This window comes from Pseudomonas sp. NFACC46-3 (genome assembly GCF_900114515.1).
Lineage (GTDB): Bacteria > Pseudomonadota > Gammaproteobacteria > Pseudomonadales > Pseudomonadaceae > Aquipseudomonas > Aquipseudomonas fluorescens_Q.
In genome coordinates, this window is sequence record NZ_FOTH01000016.1 from 123,398 (window position 1) to 147,502 (window position 24,105).

General features: G+C 61.6%; 22 protein-coding genes. 8 read left to right on the forward strand and 14 right to left on the reverse strand.

Annotation, left to right across the window (positions count from 1 at the left end):
- Window positions 1–84 precede the first annotated feature (84 nt).
- From BM300_RS17325 to BM300_RS17355, 7 genes are all read right to left on the reverse strand, one after another.
- Window positions 85–855 (reverse strand): iron-containing redox enzyme family protein, encoded by a 771-nt coding sequence (locus tag BM300_RS17325; RefSeq protein ID WP_371914666.1) that lies wholly within the window; start codon window positions 853–855, stop codon window positions 85–87.
- Window positions 856–932: 77 nt separating this feature from the next.
- On the reverse strand, window positions 933–3,392 hold the full coding sequence (locus BM300_RS17330; protein WP_063322365.1) for an EAL domain-containing protein: 2,460 nt from the start codon (window positions 3,390–3,392) through the stop codon (window positions 933–935).
- Window positions 3,393–3,582: 190 nt separating this feature from the next.
- Entirely contained in the window at window positions 3,583–5,409 is a 1,827-nt protein-coding gene (locus BM300_RS17335; RefSeq protein WP_092144926.1) for an ABC transporter ATP-binding protein, read from the reverse strand.
- The gene (locus tag BM300_RS17340) at window positions 5,402–6,004 is read right to left on the reverse strand and encodes a DsbA family protein (RefSeq protein WP_170862070.1); all 603 of its coding nucleotides are present in this window, start codon (window positions 6,002–6,004) and stop codon (window positions 5,402–5,404) included. Before BM300_RS17340 ends, BM300_RS17335 begins: the two co-directional genes overlap by 8 nt.
- A 36-nt stretch (window positions 6,005–6,040) precedes the next feature.
- A complete protein-coding gene (locus tag BM300_RS17345; protein ID WP_063322368.1) occupies window positions 6,041–6,982 on the reverse strand; it encodes an oxygen-dependent tRNA uridine(34) hydroxylase TrhO in 942 nt (313 codons plus the stop codon).
- Window positions 6,983–7,250: 268 nt separating this feature from the next.
- Window positions 7,251–7,550, reverse strand: a complete 300-nt coding sequence (locus BM300_RS17350; RefSeq protein WP_014337210.1) for a BolA family protein — start codon at window positions 7,548–7,550, stop codon at window positions 7,251–7,253.
- 12 nt (window positions 7,551–7,562) lie between these two features.
- Window positions 7,563–8,084: a DUF2059 domain-containing protein gene (locus BM300_RS17355; protein WP_042732949.1), complete on the reverse strand. Its 522-nt coding sequence runs from the start codon at window positions 8,082–8,084 to the stop codon at window positions 7,563–7,565.
- 202 nt (window positions 8,085–8,286) lie between these two features.
- Between BM300_RS17355 and BM300_RS17360 the strand changes: the two genes are divergently transcribed.
- Window positions 8,287–9,681 (forward strand): class II fumarate hydratase, encoded by a 1,395-nt coding sequence (locus BM300_RS17360; RefSeq protein WP_063322369.1) that lies wholly within the window; start codon window positions 8,287–8,289, stop codon window positions 9,679–9,681.
- Between the two features lie 133 nt (window positions 9,682–9,814).
- Here the strand turns inward: BM300_RS17360 and BM300_RS17365 are convergent, their stop codons facing one another.
- On the reverse strand, window positions 9,815–10,777 hold the full coding sequence (locus BM300_RS17365) for a DMT family transporter (RefSeq protein ID WP_063322370.1): 963 nt from the start codon (window positions 10,775–10,777) through the stop codon (window positions 9,815–9,817).
- 190 nt (window positions 10,778–10,967) lie between these two features.
- Between BM300_RS17365 and BM300_RS17370 the strand changes: the two genes are divergently transcribed.
- A complete protein-coding gene (locus BM300_RS17370; protein ID WP_063322371.1) occupies window positions 10,968–11,165 on the forward strand; it encodes a DUF6316 family protein in 198 nt (65 codons plus the stop codon).
- 150 nt (window positions 11,166–11,315) lie between these two features.
- On the opposite strand, the gene BM300_RS17375 is transcribed toward BM300_RS17370, so the two are convergent.
- Together BM300_RS17375 and pap are read right to left on the reverse strand one after the other, a co-directional pair.
- A complete protein-coding gene (locus BM300_RS17375; RefSeq protein ID WP_092222882.1) occupies window positions 11,316–12,500 on the reverse strand; it encodes a thiolase family protein in 1,185 nt (394 codons plus the stop codon).
- Between the two features lie 103 nt (window positions 12,501–12,603).
- On the reverse strand, window positions 12,604–14,121 hold the full coding sequence (gene pap, locus BM300_RS17380; RefSeq protein WP_063322373.1) for a polyphosphate:AMP phosphotransferase: 1,518 nt from the start codon (window positions 14,119–14,121) through the stop codon (window positions 12,604–12,606).
- Between the two features lie 151 nt (window positions 14,122–14,272).
- Between pap and mnmC the strand changes: the two genes are divergently transcribed.
- From mnmC to BM300_RS17405, 5 genes are all read left to right on the forward strand, one after another.
- Window positions 14,273–16,255: a bifunctional tRNA (5-methylaminomethyl-2-thiouridine)(34)-methyltransferase MnmC2/FAD-dependent 5-carboxymethylaminomethyl-2-thiouridine(34) oxidoreductase MnmC1 gene (gene mnmC, locus BM300_RS17385; RefSeq protein ID WP_092463403.1), complete on the forward strand. Its 1,983-nt coding sequence runs from the start codon at window positions 14,273–14,275 to the stop codon at window positions 16,253–16,255.
- A 277-nt stretch (window positions 16,256–16,532) separates the two neighbouring features.
- On the forward strand, window positions 16,533–18,305 hold the full coding sequence (locus BM300_RS17390; RefSeq protein ID WP_092144937.1) for an N-acetylglutaminylglutamine amidotransferase: 1,773 nt from the start codon (window positions 16,533–16,535) through the stop codon (window positions 18,303–18,305).
- A gap of 3 nt (window positions 18,306–18,308) precedes the next feature.
- On the forward strand, window positions 18,309–20,054 hold the full coding sequence (gene ngg / locus BM300_RS17395) for an N-acetylglutaminylglutamine synthetase (RefSeq protein ID WP_063322376.1): 1,746 nt from the start codon (window positions 18,309–18,311) through the stop codon (window positions 20,052–20,054).
- Window positions 20,055–20,232: 178 nt separating this feature from the next.
- Window positions 20,233–21,423 carry an osmoprotectant NAGGN system M42 family peptidase gene (locus BM300_RS17400; RefSeq protein WP_063322377.1) on the forward strand — a complete coding sequence of 397 codons (1,191 nt, stop codon included), beginning with the start codon at window positions 20,233–20,235 and terminating at the stop codon, window positions 21,421–21,423.
- Between the two features lie 177 nt (window positions 21,424–21,600).
- Entirely contained in the window at window positions 21,601–21,828 is a 228-nt protein-coding gene (locus tag BM300_RS17405) for a YheU family protein (protein WP_003199186.1), read from the forward strand.
- Here BM300_RS17405 and csrA read toward each other — a convergent pair.
- The 3 genes from csrA to BM300_RS17420 all read right to left on the reverse strand — a co-directional run bounded on the left by csrA (window position 21,817) and on the right by BM300_RS17420 (window position 23,374).
- Window positions 21,817–22,017: a carbon storage regulator CsrA gene (gene csrA / locus BM300_RS17410; protein ID WP_092144941.1), complete on the reverse strand. Its 201-nt coding sequence runs from the start codon at window positions 22,015–22,017 to the stop codon at window positions 21,817–21,819. The genes BM300_RS17405 and csrA overlap by 12 nt on opposite strands.
- A gap of 151 nt (window positions 22,018–22,168) precedes the next feature.
- A complete protein-coding gene (locus tag BM300_RS17415) occupies window positions 22,169–22,501 on the reverse strand; it encodes a YnfA family protein (RefSeq protein WP_063325143.1) in 333 nt (110 codons plus the stop codon).
- 57 nt (window positions 22,502–22,558) lie between these two features.
- The gene (locus BM300_RS17420; RefSeq protein WP_003199173.1) at window positions 22,559–23,374 is read right to left on the reverse strand and encodes an SDR family oxidoreductase; all 816 of its coding nucleotides are present in this window, start codon (window positions 23,372–23,374) and stop codon (window positions 22,559–22,561) included.
- Window positions 23,375–23,606: 232 nt separating this feature from the next.
- Here BM300_RS17420 and BM300_RS17425 point away from each other — a divergent pair, with 232 nt between their 5' ends.
- Window positions 23,607–23,759, forward strand: a complete 153-nt coding sequence (locus tag BM300_RS17425) for a DUF3309 family protein (protein WP_018606531.1) — start codon at window positions 23,607–23,609, stop codon at window positions 23,757–23,759.
- A 91-nt stretch (window positions 23,760–23,850) separates the two neighbouring features.
- Here BM300_RS17425 and BM300_RS31435 read toward each other — a convergent pair.
- Window positions 23,851–24,105 (reverse strand): group II intron maturase-specific domain-containing protein (locus tag BM300_RS31435; RefSeq protein ID WP_305883299.1); only part of this gene is annotated, 255 nt, incomplete at its 5' end.

Consider the following 24,105-nt stretch of genomic DNA (forward strand, 5'->3'; position numbering starts at 1 on the left):
GCAGTCAACCTCCCCGTCGACTGTCCAGACCTCTTCGCGAGCAGGCTCGCTCCCACAGGTTGTGGCTATCTGTAGCGGTAGTAATCAGCTCCCGGCCAGTGCCAGGCGCTCACGGGTGGATGAGGACTTGCTCACCGTGTCCGACTGCTCCAGTTGCATGCAACGCTCCAGGAACAGGTACATGTAGTCATAGCTCTTGCAGACGGCCTGGCGCAGCTCCGTTTGCAGGGCTTTGCTTGGGTTCATCCCCGCCAGCGTACAGATGATTTCCAGGGCTTCCCAAGGATGGGCATCGTCGTACTGGGCATGCATCTTCAGCCATTTCATCGCCCGCTTGCGGTCTTCCTCGGCGAAAGCGGCCGCGTAGACACCGCTGGAACACACGAGCGCCGACCACTCACCCGTGGCCCCCTCAATGGCATAGTTGGTCGCGGCGATGGCCACGATCAGCGAATCCGAGGAACTGGTGTGCCAGCACCAGTGGCTCAAGGCATGCAGCTCAGGCGGCACATGCTGGGCTTGCAGGTCTTCCAGGGTCACGCCGTGGGCGGCGCTCCAGTTGACCCAGTAGTCGGCATGGTTGAGTTCGACACGAATGTTGCGCATCAGCCAGCGACGCGCCATGTCCTCACCGGGGTGGCGGGCAAAGCGGGTCTTGGTGAGGTTCTGTGCCATGTATAAAGCGAACTGTTCGACGACCGGCCAACCACCAATGAGGTAGTGGCGCATGGTCCTGGCGCTGAGCTTGTTGTCGCGCATGCGCTGGTACAGTTCGTGTTCGACAACCCGGCGCTTGCTCTCGCTGCAATCGGTAATGAGCTGCTGTGCCCATTTCGGATAGCTCGTGGCGTCCATGAGCGGGCCTGTTCGGTTGAATGTGTCGATCACTGTCGGGCTCCTTTTGATTGTGATTTTCCAGATCAGCAAGAGTTTCAGCGGAACGTGCCGGGGGCCTTGAATAACAACGGCTGCGGCCGGGCCGGCCGACATTGCAACGTGTCACAGGTAAACAATTGCGGGCGTTCGATCACATACCCCTGAGCGTAATCCACCCCTATCTCCAGCAATGCCTGCTCGATCTGGGCGGTCTCAACAAACTCGGCAATCGTGCGCTTACCCATGACGTGGCCGATGTGATTGATCACTTCGACCATTGCTCGGTTAATCGGGTCGTCCAGCATATCCTTTACGAAACTCCCGTCGATCTTCAGGAAGTCTACAGGTAAATGTTTCAGGTAGGCGAATGAAGACATTCCGGCGCAAAAGTCATCCAGCGAGAAGTAACATCCCAAGCTCTTGAGTTCATTGATAAAGCGGATCGCACTGCCCAAATTCGAAATAGCGCTGGTTTCTGTAATTTCAAAACAAATCATTTCCGGCGGAATCGAGTAGGCCACGAACTGTTTACGCAGGAAATCGAGGAACGCCTGGTCTCCAATCGTTGTGCCTGACAGATTGATCGCACACATCGCCATAGGCCCCTGTCGCGAATCATTCAGGCACTGGCGGATGATCTTGAAGACATTCTCCACCACCCAACGGTCCAGGGAGGTCATCAGGCCGTAGCGTTCCGCCGCGGGAATGAAGCTATCCGGCAGGATCATCCGCCCGGCTTCGTCATGCAGGCGCAACAGGATCTCAATATGCCCGCCGCCATGGTCGCCCGGGCCCAACGCGGCGATTTCCTGGGCGTAGAGGCAGAAGCGATTTTCCTCCAAAGCCATGTGCAAGCGCTGGACCCAGGCCATTTCGCCAAAACGCAGGGACAGCTCCGAGTCGTCGGCATGATAGACCTGGACCCGGTTGCGGCCCTTTTCCTTGGCCATGTAGCAGGCCATGTCGGCAGCCCGCAGGGACGCCTCGAGGGTCGTCGGCGTCTGGGCGATATGCACCAGGCCGATGCTCACGGTGGTCACGAACGGCCGGCCCTTCCAGACAAAGTGCAGGTTCTGCACGGTCTGGCGCAGCCCTTCGGCAATCTTTTCCGCCGCTTCCGGCGAACAGTTCTCCAGCAAGATCCCGAACTCATCCCCGCCCAGCCGGGCCAGGGTGTCGTTTTCCCGCAGCCCCGATTGCAGCAAGGCGCAGATATGGCGCAACAATTCGTCACCCGCTGCATGGCCGCAAGTGTCGTTGACCAGCTTGAACTGATCCAGGTCGAGAAACATCAAGGCATGACGCCCGACCTGGCGAGTGAGGTTGTGCAAGGCCTGCTCGAGGCGATACTCGAATTCCCGGCGGTTCGCCAGGCCAGTCAGGGCATCATGAGTAGCCTGCCACGACAGGTTGGCGATGTATTGGCGCTCCTGGGTCATGTCATGCAACACCAGCACGGCGCCGCTGACCTTGCCCGCATGACGGATTGGCGCGCCCACCAGGGTGACCGACACGGTACTGCCATCCAGGCGCTGGATCAGCTTGGAATGTTCGCTGGCACCGCTGAGCCGACCGCTGAGGATGTGCTCGATAAGGGTCAGCCCCTCGGTCTGGGCATTGTCATCGAGCAAATTGAACAACGCGGCCAAGGGCAAGCCCGTCGCATGTTCAGCCTTCCAATGGGTCATCGCTTCGGCAGCGGGGTTCATGTAGGCGATGGCACCTTCGACGTCGGTGGTGATGACCCCGTCGCCAATGGATTGCAGGGTGATCTGCGCCCGCTCTTTCTCCATCTGCAGCGCGTTGGCGAACACCTGCCGCTGGGCGAGCAATTTATGGGTCCGCAACAACGCCAGGACGATCAGTCCCAGGGCGGTGGCGAAATTGGTCACCAACAAAAGCTGCAGGATGAAACGCGAGCCCTCGCCCAATGCGTCGCTGAAGGCCTTGGCAGCCGGGGTAACGGAATCGTTGATCGCAAAGATCTGGGCCTTCCAGCCGCGGATATCCACCTCCGACGCCTGGCCTGCGGTAATGCTGTTGTGCATCTGCCGGGCGACGTTATCCAACTCGATCAAGTAGCCGTCGCCCACCGTCCAGAGATCGATGGCTTCTTCCAGGTAACTGAAGTGGCGAAAATTGAGGTACAACCAGATCAAGCTGGAAACGTCATCCGGATGATTGCCACCTTGGAGAATCCCGGCCCGTGCAGCTTCGAGATCCGGCGGTTCGCGATCCAGCGCCACGCGCAGTTCATGGCCGCCCTCGGGGACGGCGATGGCTTGCTGGTATTTGCGGAAAATCGCCTCGTCGCGGCTGTCGGCGTAGAGGTTGAGATAATAGATGGCGTCTTTCTGGCCCTTGGACCAGAGACTCTCCCCCGCCACATAGCCGCGAACGGCAGACAGCACGTAAAGGCTGACGCCGCCAAGCAATGCCTGAAATAGCACGACGGCAATAAAGGGCCAGACGATGCCTAGCAGCCGTGGTGTTCCGAGAGTCTGCTTTTGCTTCATGAGGTCCCTTGCACAGGTATTGCCAGACGAACACCCGCCAGAATTCCGCTCCTGACTCAATAGCCTAGGCTAGTTTTCAACCTTTCGAATGAATGGATGAACAGATCGACAGACTTTGCGTGGAATTCAGAAAAATCGGCGTGTTTGCCTGCTTTTTTTCCGATACTAAGCGCAGAAAAGCGCTAGAAACTCAAGGCTGCTGAATCTGTTGCAAATGACCATAGAGTCGCGCGTACAGGCCACCTTCGGCAATCAGCTGCAAATGGTCGCCGTCTTCGGCGATTTGCCCACCGTCGAACACCAATACCCGATCGGCCTGCTTCACCGCCGAGAGCCGGTGGGCGATGATCAGCGTGGTGCGTGCGCTCAAAAAACGCGCCAGTGCCTGATGAAGGTTGTACTCGGTCGCCGCGTCCAGTGCCGAGGTGGCTTCGTCGAGAATCACCACCCGTGGGTCGGCCAATACCATGCGAGCGATGGCCAGCCGTTGACGCTGTCCGCCCGACAGCCGCACCCCGGAACGCCCAACGACGCTCTCCAGGCCCTGGGGCAGCGCCCGTACGGTGGCATCGAGCTGGGCGATTTCCAGAGCACGCCAGCAGTCGTCGTCACTGCACTCACGGCCCATGGCGAGGTTGGCCCGCACCGTATCGTTGAACAGCGCCGGATGTTGCAACACCACTGCAACATTCTCCCGGATGGTCTCCAGGCCGATCTCCTGTTGCGTGGCGCCGCCGAAACGAATGCTGCCTGATTGTGGCGTGTACAGCCCCAGTAACAACTGCACCAGGGTGCTCTTGCCACCGCCGCTGGCCCCGACGATGGCGACTTTCTCGCCCGGCGAGATGGACAGGTTCAACTGGTTGAGCACCAGTTCCTCGCCGTAGCCGAAACTCAACCCCTGGATCTCGATGCCCACCGTGTCACGGCCCTTGAACGGATCGACGACGCCCGTGTACTGGGGCTCGTCGGCCCGGGCCAGCAGTTCATTGATCCGGTTCAAGGCACCGCCGGCGGCGTAATAGGCGTACTGCAGGTTCAACAGTTGCTCGACCGGACCGATCATGAACCAGAGATAGCTGAACACCGCCAGCATCTGGCCGATGGACAGGTCGGAAAACACCACGGTGAGCATGGCCGCCGCGCGAAAAATATCGATGCCGAACTGGAACAGCAAACCACTGGCGCGGTTCGAGGCATCGGTTTTCCACTGCGAACTCACGGCGTAATCGCGGACCTCCTTGGCGCGCATCCCCAAGCGGCCAAGAAAATACCCCTGGCGGTTACCGGCGCGCACTTCCTGGATGGCATCCAGGGTTTCGGTCAAGGCCTGGGTGAAGCGCGAGGTGCTGTCGTTCTCCAGCTTCTTGAGGTGCTTGACCCGCTTGCCCAACTGCACCGTGGCGTAGATCACCAACGGATTGAACAGCAGGATCAGCAGCGCCAGCTCCCAGTGCATCCACACCAGGATCCCGGCGGTGCCCACCAGGGTCAGCATCGCCACCAGGAAACGACTGAGGGTTTCGCCGATGAATTTGTCCAGGGTGTCCAGGTCGGTGACCAGATGGGCCGCCACGGTACCGCTGCCCAGGCTTTCGTATTCGCCCAGGGAAATTCGCTTGAGACGTTCGATCAAGCGGATGCGAATGCGATAGACGATGTCCTTGGCCAAGCGGGCGAACAAGCGCGCCTGCAGCACGTTGAACAACAATGCGCCACAGCGCAGGGCCAGGGTTACCAGCAACATCAGTCCAATGTAGCCGGCCGCGCGCTGCCAGCCCATGGGCAACGCCTGGTTCATGACTTTCAGGGCCGTATCGCCATGCCCCAGCAGGACTTCATCCACCAGCAACGGCAATAGCAACGGGATCGGTACGCTGCACAGCGTCGCCAGCACGGCCACGCCGTTGGCGATCCACAGGGCTTTTTTATGCTTGAGGGCCAGGCGACGGATTTCCGCCCAACTCAACCGGTCGATGCGCTGCGAGGCCGATGTATCTGGTGGCCGGTCAGGCACAGGTCGCGCGCTCCAGCCAGCGGCCAAGCAAAGGCGACAGTTGGCTCAGGGGCTGGTAACCGTTGGTCAGCAAGGCCAACTGGCCATCGCGCTCGGCCAACAGTGTGGGGAACCCGGCAATGCCCAGGTCCTGTACCCAGGTGAAATCCGCAGCCGTGGCCGCATGTTGATCGGCGCGATCGAAGGCCGCGGCGAATTCGATGCGTGGCAGCCCGGCCTGTTCGGCCAGCTCCACCAGCACGCTGGCGTGGGTCACGTCGCGGCCTTGCACATAAAAAGCCTGCTGGATCAGCTTCACCAACTTCCAGGCCAGGTCCGGAGCCAGGCTGCGGGCCGTGACCAGTGCCCGGCAGGCAGGCTCGGTGTCGTAGACGAAACCGTCCGGCAGCGCGCCTTCAAGCTTGAAGGGCTGGCCGGTGGCCTGGGTAACGGCCTGCCAGTGTTCAAGAATGTAGCGCCGGGTGGTCGGCTCCAGCGCCAAACCGCTGCCGGTGCGCAAACCACCCACCACCAGGTGCAACTCCACCCCCGCGGCCTGCGCCTGCTCTACCAGCGCCTCGGCCACCGGCGCAAAACCCCAGCACCAGGAACACATCGGGTCCATCACATAGAGCAGGCGTGACGCCATGGTTCAAGCCTCGGAAGATGATTGCTTGTAGTTGTAGCCGATCGGGTGCGGCATGTTGCGAGCCTTGGCCAACTCGATCTGCTTCTGCCGGTCGATGGCACTGCGACGGGTCTTCTCGCTCAGTTTGTCCCAGCAGTGCGGGCAACTGATGCCAGGCACGTAGTGCTCCGAGGCGCGGTCTTCTACGCTTACCGGAGTACGACAAGCGTGACATTGATCGTAGTCCCCTTCGCTGAGGTCGTGGCGGACGGTTACGCGGTTGTCGAACACGAAGCAGTCGCCGCGCCACTTGGTTTCTTCCTGGGGGACCTCTTCGAGGTATTTCAGGATGCCACCCTTGAGGTGATAGACCTCGTCGAAACCCTGGCCAAGCATGTAGCTGGAGGCTTTTTCACAACGAATGCCGCCGGTGCAGAACATCGCGACTTTCTTGTGCCTGGCCGGGTCGAAGTTGGCCTTGATGTATTCAGGGAATTCGCGAAAGCTGGTGGTCTTGGGGTCGATGGCGCCCTCGAAGGTGCCAATGGACACTTCGTAATCGTTACGGGTGTCGATCAACAACACTTCCGGATCGCTGATCAGTGCGTTCCAGTCCTGTGGTTCGACATAGGTGCCGACCTGCTTGTTAGGATCCACGCCTTCGACGCCGAGGGTGACGATTTCTTTTTTGAGCTTGACCTTGGTGCGGTAGAACGGCTGTTCATCGCAGTACGACTCTTTATGGTCGATGTCGATCATGCGCGGATCATTCTTGAGCCAGGCCAGCAGGCCATCGATGCCTTCGCGAGTGCCGGAAACCGTGCCGTTGATGCCTTCTTCGGCGATCAGCAACGTGCCTTTGATGCCGTTGTCGAGCATGGCCTTGAGCAAGGGCTCACGCAGCTCGACGTAATCTTCAAGGGTGACGAACTTATACAGTGCCGCCACGACAATGGGTTGTGCCATGGGTGTTTCTCCAGGTGGCTACCCTCGTAAAGGGTGAACCGGATGCGAAAAAAAACGCGCCGGGTGAGCGGCGCGTTGCGGATTCTAGCAAAAACACGGTGGCTTTAGGAGCTGCACGCGCCTGTGAGCCGGACCATTGTGGCGAGGGAGCTTGCTCCCGCTCGGCGGCGAAGCCGTCGTCTGGATCAGTTTCCAGGGGACCGCTTCGCGGTCCAGCGGGAGCAAGCTCCCTCGCCACAACAAGCATCCGCGCGACAAACAACCACTTTCAGTGCTTGCTGCCGCCGGCACAGGTTGGCGAAGCCGGGGCCGCGTCGATCTGGGCCCATTCTTCAGGGGTGTAGGTGTGCAGCGCCAACGCATGGAATTCGCCCATCAGCTCGCCCAGCGTGCCGTAGACCTTCTGGTGACGCTTGACACGATTGAGCCCTTCGAACTGCTGGCTGACCACCACGGCCTTGAAGTGGGTCTGCAGGCCACGGCTGTGCATGTGGCTTTCATCCAGCACTTGCAAGTGCTCGGGCTGCAAGAGCCCGAGTGTCGATTCGATGCGTTGTTGCATGCTCATACCAGGCTCCGCTTACGGCTTTTTCTTGGCAGGGGCGGCGGCTTTTGGCTCGAGCTCGGCCGTCATGTCCGCCAGCAGCTTGTTGACCACCGGCACCGCGCTTTCAAGCTTGGCCTGGGTCAGTTGGGCTGATTGCTGGGTCAGTTGCGGCATTTTTTCCAGGACTTTCTTGCCCAGTGGCGATTGATAGAAAGCGACCAGGTCCTTGAGCTCCGATTCGCTGAAGTTGCTGGTGTAGAGCTTGACCATGTCCGGCTTGAGCTTGTTCCAGCCGATAGCTTGGTCCAACGCGGCATTGGCCTTGGCCTGGTAGGTTTCCAGGGTGGCTTTTTTCGACTCAGGGGCCTTGGTCTGTTCAAAGCGCTGGGCAAACATCTGCTGCACTTGCATGTATACCGGAGTGCCCAGTTTGTCAGCGTGCGCCAGGGTCAGGAACGCTTCGGCGCTGGCGTTGTGGCTGGCGGTATCGGCGAAAACAGGGCCGCTGGCACACACCAGAGCAACTGCGGTACAGATGGCACGAAGACGGGTCATCGAGTTTCCTTTCATTACAGGCGAGGTAGAACCCCAAGGGCGACCATTCTGCGCCTAAAAAACGCTGGGCCTCAACCCCGATGCTTGCCGGGTCCGATTGACGGGCCGAACCCACCGCTCCTGGATTGAAGGATGATTGAGGGAACCGGTGCCGCCCATCTGGGCCTAAACTGCGCATTCAGCCCTTAAGGAGTTTGACCCGATGAGCCGTATCGAAACCGACAGCCTTGGCCAGGTTGAAGTCCCGGACGACGCCTACTGGGGCGCCCAGACGCAGCGTTCCATGATCAACTTCGCCATTGGCAACGAACGCATGCCACTGTCGGTGTTGCACGCCTTGGCACTGATCAAGAAAGCCGCCGCACGGGTCAATGATCGCAATGGCGACCTCCCCGCCGACATCGCCCGCCTGATCGAACAGGCCGCCGACGAAGTGCTGGCCGGCCAGCATGACGACCAGTTCCCGCTGGTGGTCTGGCAGACCGGCAGCGGCACCCAGAGCAACATGAACGTCAACGAGGTGATCGCCGGGCGCGCCAACGAACTGGCCGGCAACCCCCGCGGTGGCAAGAGCCCCGTGCACCCCAACGATCACGTCAACCGCTCGCAGAGCTCCAACGACTGCTTCCCCACCGCGATGCACATTGCCGCTGCCCAGGCCGTCCACCAGCAATTGTTCCCGGCCATCAGTGAGCTGTCCGGCGGCCTGGCGGAACTGGCGGCGCGCCACATGAAACTGGTCAAGACTGGCCGTACCCACATGATGGATGCCACGCCAATCACCTTTGGCCAGGAACTGTCGGCGTTCATTGCTCAACTCGATTACGCCGAACGAGCGATCCGCGCCGCGCTACCGGCGGTCTGCGAACTGGCCCAAGGCGGCACGGCGGTCGGCACCGGGCTCAATTCGCCCCATGGTTTCGGCGAAGCGATTGCCGCTGAACTGGCGGCGCTGTCGGGCCTGCCGTTCGTCACCGCGCCGAACAAGTTTGCCGCGCTGGCCGGCCATGAACCCTTGACTGCCTTGTCCGGCGCCCTGAAAACCCTCGCCGTGACCCTGATGAAAATCGCCAACGACCTGCGCCTGCTGGGTTCCGGGCCGCGGGCGGGGTTTGCCGAAGTGAAATTGCCGGCCAACGAACCGGGCAGTTCCATCATGCCCGGCAAGGTCAACCCGACCCAGTGCGAAGCCTTGTCGATGCTGGCCTGCCAGGTCATGGGCAACGACGTGACCATCGGCTTTGCCGCCAGTCAGGGGCATTTGCAGTTGAACGTGTTCAAACCGGTGATCATCCACAACCTGCTGCAATCGATCCGGCTGCTGGCCGATGGCTGCAGCAACTTCCAGCAGCACTGCATCGCCGGGCTCGAGCCGGATGCCGAGCAGATGGCCGCGCACCTGGAACGCGGGTTGATGCTGGTGACCGCGCTGAACCCGCACATCGGCTACGACAAATCCGCCGAGATCGCCAAGAAAGCCTACGGCGAAGGGCTGACCTTGCGTGAAGCGGCACTGCAACTGGGGTACCTGACCGATGAAGAGTTCGATGCCTGGGTGCGACCGGAGAATATGCTGGAGGCCGGTAGCCAGGGCTGAAGATTTGCGGTGACCGATAACCTGTCTTCGCGAGCAAGCCTGCTCCCACAATGGATTGGGGTCGGATACACAACCTGTGTCCGATGAGATCGAATGTGGGAGCGGGCTTGCTCGCGAAGAACGATAACGCGGTCTATCGCTCTACAACCATCCGCTGCCGCCGGGCCTTGAGCCCGGCGATCAGCGAGGGCCCCAGGGCGACCAACGCCGAACCCAGCACCACCAGCACCGCCCCGCCATACCCCAGCAGATTGATCTGCTCGGCATGGACATAATCAGGCCACCACCAAGCCGCCATCGCCACCGCGGCGAACGTCACCAGCGGCGTGATCGCCAGGGTCGCACTGACCCGCGACGCCTCCCAATGGGCCAAGGCTTCGGCAAACGCGCCATAGGCAATCAGCGTGTTGAGGCAGCAAGCGAGCAACAACCAGCCTTGCAACGGACTCAATTGCAGCGCCTCCAACGGGTGCACCCAGGGGGTGAGCAGCAACGCGCAGAACAGGTAGATCACCATCATCACCTGCAACGAATTCCACACCGTCAACAGTTGCTTCTGGCCCAAGGCATAGAAGGTCCAGACCGTCGACGCCAGCAACACCATCAGCACCCCGGCGGTGTAGTCGCTCAGGGACGTCAGCAACTCACCCAGGCGCTGGTTGAAAAACAGCGTAAAACCGATCAGCAACACCAGCAGGCCGATGCCCTGCCCCACACTGAAGCGCTCCTTGAACACGAACAGGCTGGCGACCAGCAACATGATCGGCCCCATCTGCACCACCAGTTGCGCGGTGCCGGGGCTCAAGCGATTCAGGCCCATCAGGTACAACACGTAGTTGCCCACCAGCCCGAGCACCGCCATCGCCACCAGCCAGCCTCCGCGCGGGCCAAGGACCTTGTGACTGGGCAGGCGCCGGGTGGCCGCCAAATAGATGAACAGCAAACCGCCGGACACCAGCAAGCGAAACCAGGTCACGGTGACCGGGTCCATCACTTGCAGCACTTGCTTGAGCTTGATCGGCAGGATTCCCCAGAGCAGGGCAGTCAGCAGGGCGAGGAACAGGCCGTAGACCCAGCGACCGGACGATATGTGCATGCAACCCTCGAAGCCCAAGACAAAGGACGTCCATTCTAGGCGTCTATTGCGTCACGACACAGGGACAGTTGGGCAGAGGCCGCCCACGGGATTGTATGGGTCGTAGCCGTCGATCGGCTGGGCAGGCGGGAATCAGGGACAACACATATGCTCATTTGAAACAGACCTTGCTGCACTCTGGAGACCCGACATGCTTGGAAAACGCGCCTTGGATCCCGCCCCTACGACTATTTTTCGCAGTGACCGGATCTGCCGGGTCAACGGCGAGTTTTATTTCAATACACGTGAGGGCACCCAGGAGGGTCCGTTCGCCACCCGCGAGGCGGCGGAGCGGGAGATAGAGGCGTATATCGGCCGGATGCTACAACTGACGCAGGTTGCCAGCTAGGCAGGATGTGGCGAGGGAGCTTGCTCCCGCTGGGCCGCGAAGCGGCCCCTGTTCAAACAGCACGGTACTGATAAGCCGGCGACTGCTTCGCAGCCGAGCGGGAGCAAGCTCCCTCGCCACAGATTGCCCCCCAACCTCTTCGGCAAACGGTTAACGAACCACCTCAAACAACCCCGTAGCCCCCATCCCACCGCCCACGCACATGGTCACGACGCCGTAGCGCAGGTTGCGTCGCTGCAGCTCGCGCACCAGGTGCCCCACTTGCCGCGAGCCGGTCATGCCGAATGGATGGCCGATGGAGATCGAGCCGCCGTTGACGTTGTATTTCCCGGGATCGATTTCCAGTCGGTTGCGGCTGTACAGGCACTGGGAAGCAAAGGCTTCGTTGAGTTCCCACAGGTCGATATCGGCGATCTGCAAGCCCTTGGCCTTGAGCAGCTTGGGCACTGAAAACACCGGGCCGATGCCCATCTCGTCCGGCTCGCAACCGGCCACGGCGAAGCCGCGAAAAAACGCCTTGGGCTTGAGCCCCAGCGCCAGGGCTTTTTCCAGGCTCATCACCAAGGTCATCGAAGCCCCGTCGGACAACTGCGACGAGTTGCCCGCCGTCACCGAACCGTCTTCGGCGAACACCGGTTTCAGGCCTGCCAGGCTTTCGTAGGTGGTGTCCGGGCGATTGCAATCGTCGCGATCGACCACACCGTCGAGGACCTGCACAGCGCCAGTGTTCTTGTCCTCGACCCGGTACTTGACCGCCATCGGGATGATTTCGTCATCGAACAACCCGGCCGCCTGGGCCTTGGCGGTGCGCTGCTGGCTCTGCAAGGCGTAGCGGTCCTGTTCCTCGCGGCTGACCTGGTAACGACGGGCAACGATCTCGGCCGTCTGGCCCATGGGGAAATAGATCCCGGGCACCTGCTCCTTGAGCAGCGGGTTGATCAGGTGGTCGGTGTTGACGCTTTTCATCGTCAGGCTGATGGACTCCACGCCGCCCGCCACGATGATGTCGCTGCAACCGGAAGCGATCTGGTTGGCGGCGATGGCAATGGCTTGCAGGCCCGAGGAACAGAAGCGGTTGAGGGTCATGCCGGCGGTGCCGGTGCCCAATCGCGAGAGCACCGCCACGTTACGCCCGATGTTGTAGCCCTGGGCGCCTTCATTGGACCCGGCCCCGACGATGCAGTCCTCGACACTGGCGGGGTTGATGTCGTTGCGCGCCAGCAAGGCATCGACACAATGGGCCGCCATGTCGTCTGGACGGGTCATGTTGAACTTGCCGCGAAAGGACTTGGCCAGGCCGGTCCGTACGCTGTCGACGATCACCACTTCACGCATGGCTGTACCTCATTGTTGTAGTCGGTTGAGAGTGAATCGAGCATAAATCCACTGCATAACCGACTGCGACAATCATTCACCTCGCGTATGCGCCTCCATCGCCCTAGCCCTTCTTTTTCTTGCGAGCCTGCTTTGCACTCCGCTCGAAAGCCGCTTCCAGCGCCTGGTTGAGGGTGCGCAACACCTTGACCCGCGCCCAGCGCTTGTCGTTGGCTTCCACCAAGGTCCAGGGGGAAATCTCGGTGCTGGTGCGGTCGACCATGTCGCACACCGCGGCCCGGTAAGCGTCCCACTTGTCGCGGTTGCGCCAGTCATCCTCGGTGATCTTGAAGCGCTTGAACGGAATATCCTCGCGCTCCTGGAAACGCTCCAGCTGGGTTTGCTTGTCGATGGCCAGCCAGAACTTGACCACCACCACGCCGGCGTCGGCGAGCTGTTCCTCGAAATCGTTGATTTCCCCGTAGGCCCGCAGCCAGTCGGCCTGGCTGCAAAACCCTTCGACCCGCTCCACCAGCACCCGACCGTACCAGGAGCGGTCGAACATGGTGAACTTGCCGCGTGCGGGAATATGCCGCCAGAAGCGCCACATGTAGGGGTGGGCGCGCTCTTCTTCCGTGGGCGCGGCAATGGGCACGATGCTGTATTGGCGCGGGTCCAGGGCCGCCGTGACCCGCCGGATAGCCCCGCCCTTGCCCGCCGCGTCATTGCCTTCGAACACCGCTACCAGGGCATGCTGGCGCATGCGCTTGTCCCGCAGCAGGCCAGAGAAGCGCGCCTGCTCGGTGATCAATTGTTCTTCGTAGTCGGCTTTGTCCAGGCGCCGGGTCATGTCCAGGCTGTCGAGCAACGTGATCTGGCCATCCAACTCGGGCAGCGGCGCCACGCTGACCTTTTGCGGCCTGATCTTCGGCCGGTCCAGGGCCTGGCGCAAACCGTCGAGCAAGATCCGCCCGACGGTGAGGCTGCGATAACAGCTGTCCATGCCTTCGATCACATGCCACGGCGCGTAATCGCGACTGGTGCGGCGCAGCACACGCTCGCCGTATTTGACGAACTTGTCATAGGTCTGGGATTGCTGCCAGTCCAGCGGGCTGATGCGCCAGCTGTGCAGCGGGTCATCCTTGAGCCCCTTGAGCCGGGCCTTCATCTGCTTCTTGGACAGGTGGAACCAGAACTTGAAGATCAGCGCGCCTTCGTCGCAGAGCATTTTTTCCAGGCGCTCGGCACCGGCAATCGCCTGGTCGAGCCGTGGGTCCTTGAACTCGCCATGGACCCGGCCCTGCAGCATCTGGCTGTACCAGTTGCCGAAGAAAATTCCCATGCGCCCCTTGGCCGGCAGCATTCGCCAATAGCGCCACGCCGGAGGCCGCGCCAGTTCCTCGTCGGTCTGTTGGTCAAAGGTGCGCACTTCGATCAGCCGCGGATCCATCCATTCGTTGAGCAACTTCACCGTCTCGCCCTTGCCCGCGCCTTCGATGCCGTTGATCAACACGATGACCGGAAACCGACCCTGCTGCTGCAACTCGAACTGCGCTTCCAGCAGTGCTTCCCGCAGGGCCGGCACCTCGGCTTCAAAGGTTTCTTTATCGATGACGTGACCGATTTCAGCGGATTCGAACATGGACAGCTCCTTCCAGGGATTGGGGCAAGACTAGCGGATTGGATGCGGCCCTGTGCAGCAGATTCCATCAAGAACAACGCTGTGTTGCGATGGGTCAAGCAAGCCGATACCGATCGGCTAGAATGGCCGCTCAGTTTCGACCGAGCCAGCCATGACGCCCATCCAGCAACACGCCCAACTCGACTGGGACGACCAGGGTCGCCCGCGTTCGCGGGTGTTCGACGATGTATATTTTTCCGACCAGTCGGGGCTGGAAGAAACCCGTTATGTGTTCCTTGAGCAGAACAACCTGGCCGAGCGTTTCGCGGCCCTGGCCGATGACGGGCGACTGGTGATCGGTGAAACCGGATTTGGCACCGGTTTGAATTTCCTTTGCGCCTGGCAACTGTTCGAGCAGTGCGCACCGGCAGGCGCCCGACTGCATTTTGTCAGTGTCGAGAAGTACCCCCTGAGCCCCGAGGACCTGCGCCGGGCCCTGGCCTTGTGGCCGCAACTGAGCCTTCAGGCGGAGCAATTGCTTGAGCAGTACGTGGCCATCCACCAGGGTTTCCAGCGCCTGGTCCTGGCGGGCGGACGGGTGACGCTGACCCTGTTGATTGGCGATGCCCTGGAGCAGTTGCCGCAGCTGGACGGACAGATCGACGCCTGGTTCCTCGACGGCTTCGCGCCGGCCAGGAATCCCGAGATGTGGACCGCCGAGCTGTTCGCCGAACTGGCCCGGCTGTCCGCACCCGACGCCACCCTCAGCACCTTCACCAGCACCGGTTGGGTCAGGCGATTGCTGAACGCGGCGGGCTTCAAGATGAAGCGCACGCCGGGCATCGGCCATAAGTGGGAAATCCTGCGCGGTGTGTTTCTTGGCTGGCCGGAGCAGACACCGGCGCCGGCCTCGGCAAAACCCTGGTATGCCCGCCCCTTGCCGCCCATCGGCGAGCGCCGGGCCCTGGTGATCGGCGGCGGCCTGGCCGGTTGTGCCAGCGCCGCCAGCCTCGCCGCGCGTGGCTGGCAGGTGACGCTGCTGGAGCGTCATGCAGGCTTGGCCGAGGAAGCCTCCGGCAACCCCCAGGGCGTGCTGTATCTCAAGCTATCGGCCCACGGCACGGCGTTGTCGCAGATGATCCTCAGCGGTTTCGGCTACACCCGGCGCGTGTTGGAACAACTGCAACGCGGCATTGACTGGGACGCCTGCGGGGTCTTGCAACTGGCCTTCAACAGCAAGGAAGCCGAGCGTCAGGCACAACTGGCCGAGGCGTTCCCAAGGGATTTGCTGCACCCCCTCGATCAGTGCGAGGCGCAAGTGCGGTCCGGCATCGGCCTGGCCTGTGGTGGTCTGTTTTATCCCGAGGGCGGCTGGGTGCATCCACCGGCCTTGTGTCGCTGGCAAGCCTCAGGCACGGCGATCGACGTGCAGCCCCATCATGAAGTGCTGCAACTGCGCCGCGTGGACGGCCAGTGGCAGGCATGGGACGACGAACGATGCCTGGCCAGCGCACCGGTGGCGATCCTCGCCAGCGCCGCCGAAATCAAACGTTTCGAACCGGCCGCCGACTTGCCGCTCAAGCGTATTCGCGGGCAAATCACCCGGTTGCCGCAAACCACCCGCAGCCAGAGCCTGGCGACCGTAGTTTGCGCCGAAGGCTATGTGGCCCCGCCGCGGCTGGGCGAGCACACCCTGGGCGCCAGTTTCGATTTCAACAGCGACGACCTGACGCCCACCGCCGCCGAGCACGCCGGCAACCTGCAGATGCTCGAAGAAATCTCCCAAGACCTGGTGGATCGCCTGAACGCCGGCAGCCTGGACCCGGAACGCCTCGAAGGCCGTGCGGCATTCCGTTGCACCAGCCCGGATTACTTGCCGATTGTCGGACCGTTGGCGGATAGGCAGGCGTTCAGCGAGGCCTATTCGGCCCTGGGCAAAGACGCCCGCCAAGTGCCAGACACCCCCTGCCCGTGGTCCGAGGGTTTGTACATCAACAGCGGCCATGGCTCCCGTGGCCTGATCACTGCACCGCTGTCGGGCGAACTGATCGCCGCCTGGCTGGACAACGAGCCTTTGCCGCTGCCCCGCAGCGTGGCCGAGGCCTGCCATCCGAATCGATTTGCGTTGCGGGCATTGATTCGGGGCAAGGCCTGACACCCTTTAATGGTGTGCCCCAATCCCTTGTGGGAGCGAGCTTGCTCGCGATGGCGGTGGATCAGTTGGCATCTGAGTTGACTGCCCCACTGCTATCGCGAGCAAGCTCGCTTCCACAGGTTCCTCTTATCCCGTGAGGCATGGGGCACCCCCTACCCGCCGGCTTATAACGCATCGATCTAAAACTCACAGCAATCCCTCCGGTCAGTTTCAGGGTACCCGCCCTTTTGGTGGGTGCGGCTTGACCCCTCCCCAACGGAAAAACCGGTAAGGACTTATGTGCGGATTAGCTGGAGAGTTACGTTTCGATCAACAACCTGCGGACCTTGCGGCCGTAGAGCGAATCACCCATCACCTGGCCCCTCGCGGCCCCGACGCCTGGGGTTTTCATAGCCAGGGACCAATTGCCCTGGGCCATCGGCGCCTGAAAATCATGGACCTGTCGGACGGCTCGGCCCAGCCGATGATCGACAATCAGCTGGGCCTGTCCCTGGCCTTCAACGGCGCGATCTACAACTACCCGGAGCTGCGCAGCGAACTCGAAGGCCTGGGCTACAGCTTCTATTCCGGTGGCGACACCGAAGTGCTGCTCAAGGGCTATCACGCCTGGGGCGAAGCGCTGCTGCCCAAGCTCAACGGCATGTTCGCCTTCGCCATCTGGGAACGCGATGCCAAGCGCCTGTTCATCGCCCGCGACCGCCTCGGCGTGAAGCCGCTGTACCTGTCGCGCACCGGCCAACGGCTACGTTTCGCCTCGGCATTGCCGGCGCTGCTCAAGGGCGGCGATATCAACCCGATGCTCGACCCGGTGGCCCTCAACCATTACCTGAATTTCCACGCGGTGGTCCCGGCGCCCCGCACCTTGCTGGCGGGTGTTGAAAAACTGCCGCCCGCGACCTGGATGCGCATCGAAGCCGACGGCAGCACCGAGCAGAAAACCTGGTGGACCCTGCCCTACGGACCACGGGCCGACGAACTGCACCTGAACCTGGAAGACTGGATCGAGCGCGTGCTCGACAGCACCCGTGAAGCGGTCGCCATTCGCCAACGCGCCGCCGTGGATGTCGGCGTACTGCTTTCCGGTGGCGTGGATTCAAGCATGCTCGTGGGCCTGCTGCGGGAAGTCGGCGTAGAGGACCTGTCGACCTTCTCTATCGGTTTCCAGGATGCCGGTGGCGAGCGCGGTGACGAGTTCCAGTATTCGGACCTGATCGCCAAGCACTACGGCACCCGCCACCACCAACTGCGTATCGACGAAAAAGAGATCATCGAGCAACTGCCGGCAGCGTTCCGTGCCATGAGCGAACCGATGGTCAGCCACGACTGCATCGCCTTCTATCTACTGTCGCGGGAAGTGGCCAAGCACTGCAAAGTGGTGCAAAGCGGCCAGGGCGCCGACGAGCTGTTCGCCGGTTACCATTGGTACCCGCAGGTCGATGGTGCCAGCGATCCGTACGCGGCCTATCGCGCCGCGTTCTTCGACCGCAGCCATGAAGAATATGCCGCCACCGTGCAGCCCAAATGGCTGACGGCCAACGACGCCGCCGGCGACTTCGTCAAGGAACATTTCGCCCAGCCCGGGGCCGATGCCGCGGTAGACAAGGCCCTGCGCCTGGACAGCACCGTGATGCTGGTGGACGACCCGGTCAAGCGCGTCGACAACATGACCATGGCCTGGGGCCTGGAAGCGCGCACGCCCTTCCTGGACTACCGCCTGGTGGAACTCTCGGCCAGGGTCCCCGCGAAGTTCAAGCTACCCGATGGCGGCAAACAGGTACTCAAGGAAGCCGCCCGGCGGGTGATCCCCGGCGAGGTAATCGACCGCAAAAAAGGCTATTTCCCGGTACCAGGCCTCAAGCACCTGGAAGGCAACACCCTGGCCTGGGTTCGAGAACTGCTGCTGGATCCGAGCCAGGACCGCGGCCTGTTCAACCCGGCCATGCTCGACCGCCTGCTGACCGACCCCAACGGCCAGCTCACGCCATTGCGCGGCTCACGACTGTGGCAACTGGCGGCGCTGAACCTGTGGCTCAGCGAGCAAGGAATCTGATCGATGAAACCTCATGCAACGGTTCACAACCAACGCCTCTTGCGCGGCCAGGCGCCCTCCTATGAACGCCTGCAGGCACGCCTGGCCGAAGACGGCAGCGAATTGGGCGCCGACCCGATCGCGGTGCATTGCGGCTGGGGCCGACTTTTGATCGGCCACACCTTCCCGGACCCGGCAAGCCTGGCCCGGGAACTGCTCAACGAACAACCCGGCGAAAGGGACATTGCCTTATACGTGGCCGCGCCCCAGCAAGTGCTGGGGCTGGAACCGGCCCAACTGTTCCTCGATCCGTCCGACACCTTGCGCCTGTGGTTCAGCGACTATCGCCAGGCCACGCGGGTGTTTCGCGGCTTTCGGATTCGCCGGGCCCAAGGCGAGACCGACTGGCAGGCCATCAACCAGCTCTACCAAGCCCGGGGCATGTTGCCCATCGACCCACTGCGCCTGACCCCGCGCCATGAGGGTGGCCCGGTCTACTGGCTGGCCGAAGATGACGACACCGGTGCGGTGATCGGCAGCGTCATGGGCCTGAATCACCAGAAGGCCTTCAACGACCCGGAAAACGGCAGCAGCCTCTGGTGCCTGGCCGTGGACCCGCAATGTCCGCGGCCCGGTGTTGGCGAAGTGCTGGTGCGTCACCTCATCGAGCATTTCATGAGCCGTGGCTTGAGTTACCTCGACCTGTCGGTGTTGCACGACAATCGCCTGGCGAAAAACCTCTACGCCAAACTCGGTTTTCGCAATCTCTCGACCTTCGCCATTAAACGCAAGAACGGCATCAACCAGCCGTTGTTCCTGGGGCCAGGCCCCGAAGCGCAGTTCAATCCTTATGCGCGCATCATTGTCGAAGAAGCTCACCGCCGAGGCATCGACGTACAGGTAGACGATGCCGAGGCCGGCTTGTTCACCCTGGTCCATGGCAGCCGCCGGGTCCGATGCCGCGAATCCTTGAGCGACCTGACCAGCGCCATCAGCATGACGCTGTGCCAGAACAAAAGCCTGACCCACAAAGTGCTGAAAAGCGCCGGCCTGAACCTGCCGGCCCAACAGTTGGCGGGCAATGCCGATGACAACCTGGCGTTTCTCGACGAGCACGAACGGGTGGTGGTCAAGCCGCTGGACGGCGAACAGGGCCAAGGCGTGGCGGTGGATTTGCGCACCATCGAGGAGGTGCAGAGCGCCATCGAAGCGGCCCGGCAATTCGATAGCCAGGTCTTGCTGGAAAGTTTCCACGAGGGTCTGGACCTGCGCATCCTGGTGATCGGTTTTGAAGTGGTGGCGGCGGCGATCCGGCGCCCGGCGGAGGTGATCGGCGATGGCCGGCACACCATCGGCGCGTTGATCGAAGCCCAGAGCCGCCGACGCCAAGCGGCCACGGGCGGCGAAAGTAAAATCCCGATGGATGGCGAGACCTTGCGCACACTCAACGCGGCGGGGTTCGACTACGACAGCGTGCTGCCCGCTGGGGAGCACCTGTTCGTACGGCGTACGGCGAACCTGCATACCGGCGGCGTGCTGGAGGATGTCACCGGGATCCTGCATCCGACCCTGGTCGATGCGGCGGTGCGCGCCGCACGGGCGCTGGACATCCCCATGGTCGGCCTCGACCTGCTGGTACCGGCGGCCGATCAACCCGAGTATGTGTTCATCGAAGCCAACGAACGCGCAGGCTTGGCCAACCACGAACCACAACCCACCGCCGAGCGCTTTGTGGATCTGTTGTTTCCTCATAGCCAGGCGGTGGCCTAGCCCTTCTTCTGTGGCTAGGGAGCTTGCTCCCGCGGGGCTGCGAAGCGGTCCTTCTCCGTTGCCCTCCGGGTCTGTGCATTGACCTGGAGCTCAAAGGGGACCGCTCGCGGTCCAGCGGGAGCAAGCTCCCTCGCCACAAGGTTCCCCTATTCAACTTAATGTTCCGTGAGGAGTTTCCATGATCAGCAAAATTCCAGAACCGGATCTCGAATACCTGCAGAAAGTCCTGCTGGAAATGCTCGCCATTCCCAGCCCTACCGGCTTTACCGACACCATCGTGCGTTATGTCGCCGAGCGGCTCGAAGAGCTGGGGATCGCTTTTGAAATGACCCGCCGTGGCACAATCCGCGCCACGCTCAAGGGGCGCAAGAGCAGCCCCGACCGGGCCGTGTCGGCGCACTTGGATACCATCGGTGCCTCAGTGCGGGCCATCAAGGACAACGGCCGCCTGACCCTGGCCCCGGTGGGTTGCTGGTCCAGCCGATTTGCCGAAGGCAGCCGGGTCAGCCTGTTTACCGACACCGGCGTGATCCGTGGCAGCGTGCTGCCGTTGATGGCGTCCGGGCACGCGTTCAATACCGCCGTGGACGAACTGCCCATCAGTTGGGACCACATCGAGCTGCGCCTGGACGCCTACTGCGCCACGCGTGCCGATTGCGAAACCCTGGGGGTGGGCATCGGTGATTACGTCGCCTTCGATCCCCTGCCGGAATTTACCGAAAGCGGCCACATCAGTGCCCGGCACCTGGACGACAAAGCCGGGGTCGCAGCCCTGTTGGCGGCGCTCAAGGCGATTGTCGACAGCGGCGAAGAACTGCTGATCGATTGTCACCCACTGTTCACCATCACCGAGGAAACCGGCAGCGGTGCAGCGGCAGCATTGCCCTGGGATGTCAGCGAATTTGTCGGCATCGACATCGCGCCCGTCGCCCCTGGCCAGCACTCGAGCGAACATTCGGTCAGCGTGGCGATGCAGGACTCCGGAGGCCCCTACGACTATCATCTGTCGCGGCACTTGCTGAAACTGGCCAAGGAGAACGAGGTACCGGCACGCCGCGACCTGTTCCGCTACTACTTCAGCGACGCTCATTCGGCCATCACCGCCGGCCACGACATCCGTACCGCCCTGCTCGCCTTCGGCTGCGACGCCACCCATGGCTACGAACGCACCCACATCGACAGCCTGGCCGCCCTCAGTCGCCTGCTCGGCGCCTACATCCTCAGCCCGCCGGTGTTCGCCAGCGACGCGCAACCAGCCCAAGGCTCACTGGACCGCTTCAGTCATCAGATCGAACACGATACCCAGATGGAAAGCGATACCCGGGTGCCATCGGTGGATAGCCTGGTGGGGCAGCGCTCCGATAGCTGATCCAACATTCACTGTCTGGGCTATTACCATCGCGAACAAGCTCGCTCCCACACTTGAAATGCATTCCTGTGGTAGCGAGCTTGCTCACGATGAGGCCAGAACGGCCCCACAAACCCAAGGCTAGCCGCAAAAGCCCATTGGCCGTAGCATCGTCCCATTGTCTAGCCGAGGTACCCCATGCTCATCCCCCACGACCAACTCGAAGTCGACACGCTCACCCGCCTGATCGAGGATTTCGTGACCCGCGACGGCACCGACAATGGTGACGACACCCCCCTGGAAACGCGGGTTCTGCGGGTCAGGCAAGCCCTGACCAAAGGCCAGGCGTTGATCGTCTTCGACCCCGAAAGTGAACAGTGTCAACTGATGCTCAAGCACGACGTGCCAAAACACCTATTCGACTGAACAGGCCTTGCGAGTGGCCTGGGCCTTTTTCTTCTGGATCTTGTCGTAGATTTCGGAGCGATGGACATCGACGTGCCGTGGCGCTTCCACGCCGAAACGCACCGTGCCGCCGCTGACCGACAGCACACGGACGGAAATATCGTCACCAATGGAAATCAACTCACCTACAGCGCGGCTTAATACAAGCATGGTTCTTGTCCTTAAGAATGTCTGGACCCTGACCATGCCCGGCCTGTTCCCCGTTCTCAAGACACCCGCGAGAATTCAGTAAGGCCCTACAAGCAAAGTTCTTGTGACTGACGGAAACTTCCTGCAAAACCCTGTCGGACCGCCGGTTATTTCAGGGGGCCGAGAACCGCGGGCCGAATAGAATCACACTCGCCCCCAAGACGCAGAGTGCCACGCCAATCCAGTCGGACCCCAGTGGCCGCACCCGCTCAACCACCGCCAGCCAGCCGATCGATGCAATGATATAGAGGCCGCCATAAGCGGCGTAGGCGCGCCCGGCGTACGTCGCTTCGACGCGGGTCAACAACAGGGCGAACAACGTGAGACTGAGCAACGCCGGGGCGATCCACCAGGCACTCTTGCCCTGGCGCAACCACATCCAGAAGGCGTAGCAGCCCGCGATCTCAAACAGGGCGGCGAGAAAAAACCACAGGTAATTGAGCATGCAGATGTCCATCAGGAAGGCCGAATGGCGCCATCCTGAGGACATCGGGCACCCAGGTCAATTGAGGTTTTGCCGGGCCTTGGCGCGCATCTTGTCAGCCATGACGGTCATTTCGTCGTACAGCAACTGTGGGTTCTTCTGCTTGAGGGCCCAAGCCATGCGTCCCTGTTCGTGGGGCAGGATCATGAACTGGCCCTGGGCGACCTGCTGATAGATGTAGTCGGCAATATCCGTGGCGCTGATCGGTGAGCTTTCCAGCAACTTGCCGACCTGGGCTTTCATGGCCGGGGTCGGGCCACGGAAGGAGTCCAACAGATTGGTCTGGAAGAACGACGGACACACTACGTGTACACCCACTTCCTGCTGCGCCAGCTCCACCAGCAGGCTTTCCGACAGCGCCACGACACCCGCCTTGGCCACGTTGTAGTTGCTCATGGCCGGGCCCTGCATCAGGGCTGCCATGGAGGCGATGTTGATGATCTTGCCACGGCTTTTTTCCAGCAGCGGCAAGAACGCCTTGCAGCCCTTGACCACACCCATGAGGTTGATCGCGATCTGCCAGTCCCAATCCTCCAGGGAAAGCTCGCTGAAGAAGCCGCCCGAGGCCACGCCGGCATTGTTGACGATGATATCGATACCGCCGAATTTCTCTTCGCAGGCCTGGGCGAACGCAGTCAATTGGCTGTAGTCGCGCACATCGCAGCGCTGGATGAAGCCGTCGCCACCGGCACCACGCACTAGCTTGAGGGTTTCCACGAGGCCCGGTTCGCTGACATCCGATAAGGCCAGGCGCCATCCTTCGCGGGCCCAGCGCAGCGCGATTTCGCGACCCAGGCCAGAGCCGGCACCAGTGATCATCATGCGATTTTGCATAGCAGACAGCCTTGTTGTTCCGGGAGAGATAGGCCGAGTGTAGCGAAGGCGTTCAACGGACCCACGCTCCATCAGAGTGCTGAATGGCGAGGGCAAACCGTAGGCGCTACAAAAACTTTGAATTTTCTACAAGGCGCAACGGTCGGACTTATTAAGCCGCCCGGATTTAACGCATGCGCGCTGGTAGTTGGAAGTTGTATCACTCCAGAACTGACCAATAAGGAAATCTACAATGGGCACAATACTTATCATTATCCTGATCCTCCTGCTGATCGGTGGCCTCCCCGTCTTCCCGCACTCAAGAAGTTGGGGTTATGGCCCGTCCGGTATCATCGGTGTGGTGTTGGTAGTGCTGTTGATCCTGCTACTACTGGGCAAGATATAAACCACTCAGTAAGCGATCGAGTAGGAGGCGGATTTGCATCCGCCGTCCTCTCACACCACCGTACGTACGGTTCCGTATACGGCGGTTCAGGTTATGCAGATAAGCCGTTGATCGTGTCCAGTATCGAGACCAGTCCGAGTTGGTTCCACAGTTTCTTCGGCAGCGCCTGATTCATATGCGACGCCCCCGAGTTCCACCATGGGCCGCGGCCATTCGACGTTGACTTGCAGGCACGAGCTTCGCCAAGCCCCAAGCGCATTAAGTTGCGCGCCCTCGTCGAGGGCTGCTTCCATTGGCGCCAGATGGCACACCGAAGCTTACGTCGCACCCATCCGTCCAACTCCTC

Bases quoted from the DNA above. Each gene is read 5' to 3' on its own strand.
- BM300_RS17325 (WP_371914666.1), bottom strand. From the start codon at position 855: ATGGACGCCACGAGCTATCCGAAATGGGCACAGCAGCTCATTACCGAT.
- BM300_RS17330 (WP_063322365.1), bottom strand. From the start codon at position 3,392: ATGAAGCAAAAGCAGACTCTCGGAACACCACGGCTGCTAGGCATCGTC.
- BM300_RS17340 (WP_170862070.1), bottom strand. From the start codon at position 6,004: ATGTGTTCCTGGTGCTGGGGTTTTGCGCCGGTGGCCGAGGCGCTGGTA.
- BM300_RS17345 (WP_063322368.1), bottom strand. From the start codon at position 6,982: ATGGCACAACCCATTGTCGTGGCGGCACTGTATAAGTTCGTCACCCTT.
- BM300_RS17350 (WP_014337210.1), bottom strand. From the start codon at position 7,550: ATGAGCATGCAACAACGCATCGAATCGACACTCGGGCTCTTGCAGCCC.
- BM300_RS17355 (WP_042732949.1), bottom strand. From the start codon at position 8,084: ATGACCCGTCTTCGTGCCATCTGTACCGCAGTTGCTCTGGTGTGTGCC.
- BM300_RS17360 (WP_063322369.1), top strand. From the start codon at position 8,287: ATGAGCCGTATCGAAACCGACAGCCTTGGCCAGGTTGAAGTCCCGGAC.
- BM300_RS17365 (WP_063322370.1), bottom strand. From the start codon at position 10,777: ATGCACATATCGTCCGGTCGCTGGGTCTACGGCCTGTTCCTCGCCCTG.
- BM300_RS17370 (WP_063322371.1), top strand. From the start codon at position 10,968: ATGCTTGGAAAACGCGCCTTGGATCCCGCCCCTACGACTATTTTTCGC.
- BM300_RS17375 (WP_092222882.1), bottom strand. From the start codon at position 12,500: ATGCGTGAAGTGGTGATCGTCGACAGCGTACGGACCGGCCTGGCCAAG.
- pap (WP_063322373.1), bottom strand. From the start codon at position 14,121: ATGTTCGAATCCGCTGAAATCGGTCACGTCATCGATAAAGAAACCTTT.
- mnmC (WP_092463403.1), top strand. From the start codon at position 14,273: ATGACGCCCATCCAGCAACACGCCCAACTCGACTGGGACGACCAGGGT.
- BM300_RS17390 (WP_092144937.1), top strand. From the start codon at position 16,533: ATGTGCGGATTAGCTGGAGAGTTACGTTTCGATCAACAACCTGCGGAC.
- ngg (WP_063322376.1), top strand. From the start codon at position 18,309: ATGAAACCTCATGCAACGGTTCACAACCAACGCCTCTTGCGCGGCCAG.
- BM300_RS17400 (WP_063322377.1), top strand. From the start codon at position 20,233: ATGATCAGCAAAATTCCAGAACCGGATCTCGAATACCTGCAGAAAGTC.
- BM300_RS17405 (WP_003199186.1), top strand. From the start codon at position 21,601: ATGCTCATCCCCCACGACCAACTCGAAGTCGACACGCTCACCCGCCTG.
- csrA (WP_092144941.1), bottom strand. From the start codon at position 22,017: ATGCTTGTATTAAGCCGCGCTGTAGGTGAGTTGATTTCCATTGGTGAC.
- BM300_RS17415 (WP_063325143.1), bottom strand. From the start codon at position 22,501: ATGCTCAATTACCTGTGGTTTTTTCTCGCCGCCCTGTTTGAGATCGCG.
- BM300_RS17420 (WP_003199173.1), bottom strand. From the start codon at position 23,374: ATGCAAAATCGCATGATGATCACTGGTGCCGGCTCTGGCCTGGGTCGC.
- BM300_RS17425 (WP_018606531.1), top strand. From the start codon at position 23,607: ATGGGCACAATACTTATCATTATCCTGATCCTCCTGCTGATCGGTGGC.